We start from the raw sequence: 2432 nt of genomic DNA, 5'->3' as shown, positions 1-2432 counted from the left end.
ATCACTGGCGCACTACTGATGGCCAAATACGGAGATGCGGTTTTGAATTTGGAAAAAGGAGTGAATGAAACATGATGTTTCAAGCGGTTCTCGGTAATCCCGGCCACCCGGAATACGGCGTGGCAACCATCCCGTTCCCCATTCCGCATGACCAGTACGCACACTGCATGGAGCTGCTGGAGGCGTTGGAGATCGGCGACGCGGTCAAGGCCGACTGTAAGGTGGAGAAGGTCGACAGCTTCTACACCGTCCTAAAACGAGCGGAGATGCTTACGGTCAATGTGGAGGAGCTGAACTACCTTGCCAAGCGACTGGATAGCTTCGACACCGGCGAGGCCGCGCAGTTTCAGGCGATGGCCCACAAGCTGGAGTTGTTCGAGCTGAAGGATCTCATCAACCTGACCTTCTGCTGCCAGCAGGCCACGGTCATCACCGACTTTTCTGACCTCGCCGCTGTTGGCCGCGACCACTACATGAACCTGCACGGAGGATGTGCCAAGACAGAGGAGTTGGATGCGCTGGACGGCGAGGAAACCGCGCGGCAGCTCATCGAAAATGGCGGCGGCACGATCACCCCCTATGGTGTGGTCTACGACAACGGCATGAAGTTAGAGCAGATCTATGACGGCCGCTTCTTCCCCTGCTACTACTATGAGCCGAATGTCATCACCGTTGCGGTGACATCCAAAGCCGAGCCGGAGGACACAGAGCATATCACATGGCTGTTCCTCCCCATGGTACAGGAGGAGATCGACCGCGCCCTCCTTAGCGGGGGCATCACAGATCCCGCCGATGTCCGCCTGCGGCTGGAGGACAGCCAGCTCCCCAATGAGGTGGATGCCCTGTTGGATATGGAGTATGAAACTCTCTCCGACCTCAACGAACTGGCAGAGGCGACGGATGGGTTATCAAAAGTAGATATGGAAAAGCTGGGCGCTGTGGTCATGCTGGCAGAGCCAAAGTCCTCGGCACAGATCAAAAACCTTGTGGAAAGCCTCGACTTATTTGACTTCGCCCCCGGCGCGCACTCTCCCGCCGAGTACGGCAAGTACATGATCCAGCAGTCCGGTCATTTCGACTATGACGAAAATCTCGACGCTTTTTACGACTATGAAAAGTACGGCACGGAGCGTATGAACGAGGAGGACGGGATGTTCACTGACCGGGGCTATGTTGCCTACAAAGGCTTTTTTCGCATGGAAGAAGTGATGGAAAACCGGCATAAAAACGGCATGGAGATGGGAGGGCTTTCACGATGATCATTCAAGCAGAACTGAAGTGTAAGCAGACCAGGTGTGAGGCAGACCCCTGTGCCGTGGATAAGGTCATCGAGCTGCCAAGCCAGCGGTTCCAGCAGTTCAGCCGCGCACTGCTGGCTGACTATGATTTCATCGCGGAGAACAAAAATGCCATCCGGCACGATGGTGACACCAGACACTGCCTGCTCATCCTCGACGCGGATGGAACGGACGGTTTCCTTGTTGACCCACAGGGGTACAACTACGCCCGGTATAGTGCTTTTGTCCCCAACGCCCGCAGCTTGCTGACGCCGGATATGGGGGTCGACCGCAGCTATCTTTCGCCAGCAGAGCCTTGGCGGGATGAGAGCAGGGATGAAATGCTCCGCATGACGCTGCGTGTCGATGGAAAGCCGGACTACACCCTCGTCCTCCCCACTGATGAGGAATACCTGGACGCGGTGAAAGCTTACCTCGATATTGATGTTTTCGCGGATGCCATGCTCTGTGATATTCGCTTCAAGGTGCCTTACATCGGCGAGCTGATCCGTGATACGGATTGCCCCGCCGTGGAGGATTACAACGATTTTGCCGAAGCATTGGAGGATATCTGGCAAAAGGACGGGATGCTTTTGACCTACGCCGCCGTGCTGGAGGCTGAGAAGCCGGATACCCTGCGCGGAGCCTGTGAACTCCTGCGAAATCTGGATAACTACCAGCGCATCACGGAGGGTGCTTACGGTTACGGTCAGCAGCGATTGCAGGAAACGCTGGGGCTGGACGATGAAGCCATCTATGAGCTGGATGGCTACATGGATTTTGAGAAATACGGTCAGGACTGCATGGAAAATGACGGTGTGACGGAAACGGAGTTCGGTCTGCTGCGCCGCTTGGACCCGCCGTTTCCGGAGCAGCGGCAGGGACAGCAAATGTTTCGGTAGACTTTGCGGCAGATGTGTAGTATGTTTGCCGTTACCAAAAAGAAAGGAAGAAAACCCAAATGGCTGTAAACGCAAGAACAGAGGAATTCCAGCACATTGAAGTATTCGATAAGCCCGCGCTGTTCACCAACGGACGCATCGCCCGTGGTACCGTGCCGAAGGGCTGGTACTGCTACGACATTCGCGGCTCTGACGATGATCCCGGTGAGCTGTGCTACATGGAAGAAAATGTTGTGGTCAACCACGCAGGCTC

At 55.6% G+C, this 2432-nt stretch carries 3 protein-coding genes; all 3 read left to right on the top strand.

Annotated elements, in window-relative coordinates; all coding sequences use genetic code 11:
• The first annotated feature begins 71 nt into the window (after nt 1–71).
• Nucleotides 72–1259, top strand: coding sequence for an antirestriction protein ArdA (locus LKD37_RS17290; RefSeq protein WP_302930300.1), 1188 nt, complete (start codon nt 72–74; stop codon nt 1257–1259).
• Nucleotides 1256–2179 (top strand): DUF6329 domain-containing protein, encoded by a 924-nt coding sequence (locus LKD37_RS17285; protein ID WP_302930299.1) that lies wholly within the window; start codon nt 1256–1258, stop codon nt 2177–2179. The genes LKD37_RS17290 and LKD37_RS17285 overlap by 4 nt, the downstream gene beginning before the upstream one ends.
• 59 nt (nt 2180–2238) lie before the next feature.
• Nucleotides 2239–2432, top strand: a 194-nt coding sequence (locus LKD37_RS17280) for an LPD28 domain-containing protein (protein ID WP_431833234.1), incomplete at its 3' end; no start/stop codon positions are given.

Source organism: Brotocaccenecus cirricatena (assembly GCF_020687045.1).
Taxonomy (GTDB): Bacteria; Bacillota; Clostridia; order Oscillospirales; family Oscillospiraceae; genus Vescimonas; species Vescimonas cirricatena.
Note: the sequence above shows the minus strand (reverse complement) of the source record. Positions and strands in the feature narration are given on the sequence as shown.

Excerpts from the sequence above, each read along its gene's own strand:
- LKD37_RS17290 (WP_302930300.1), top strand. The coding sequence starts at position 72 with ATGATGTTTCAAGCGGTTCTCGGTAATCCCGGCCACCCGGAATACGGC.
- LKD37_RS17285 (WP_302930299.1), top strand. The coding sequence starts at position 1,256 with ATGATCATTCAAGCAGAACTGAAGTGTAAGCAGACCAGGTGTGAGGCA.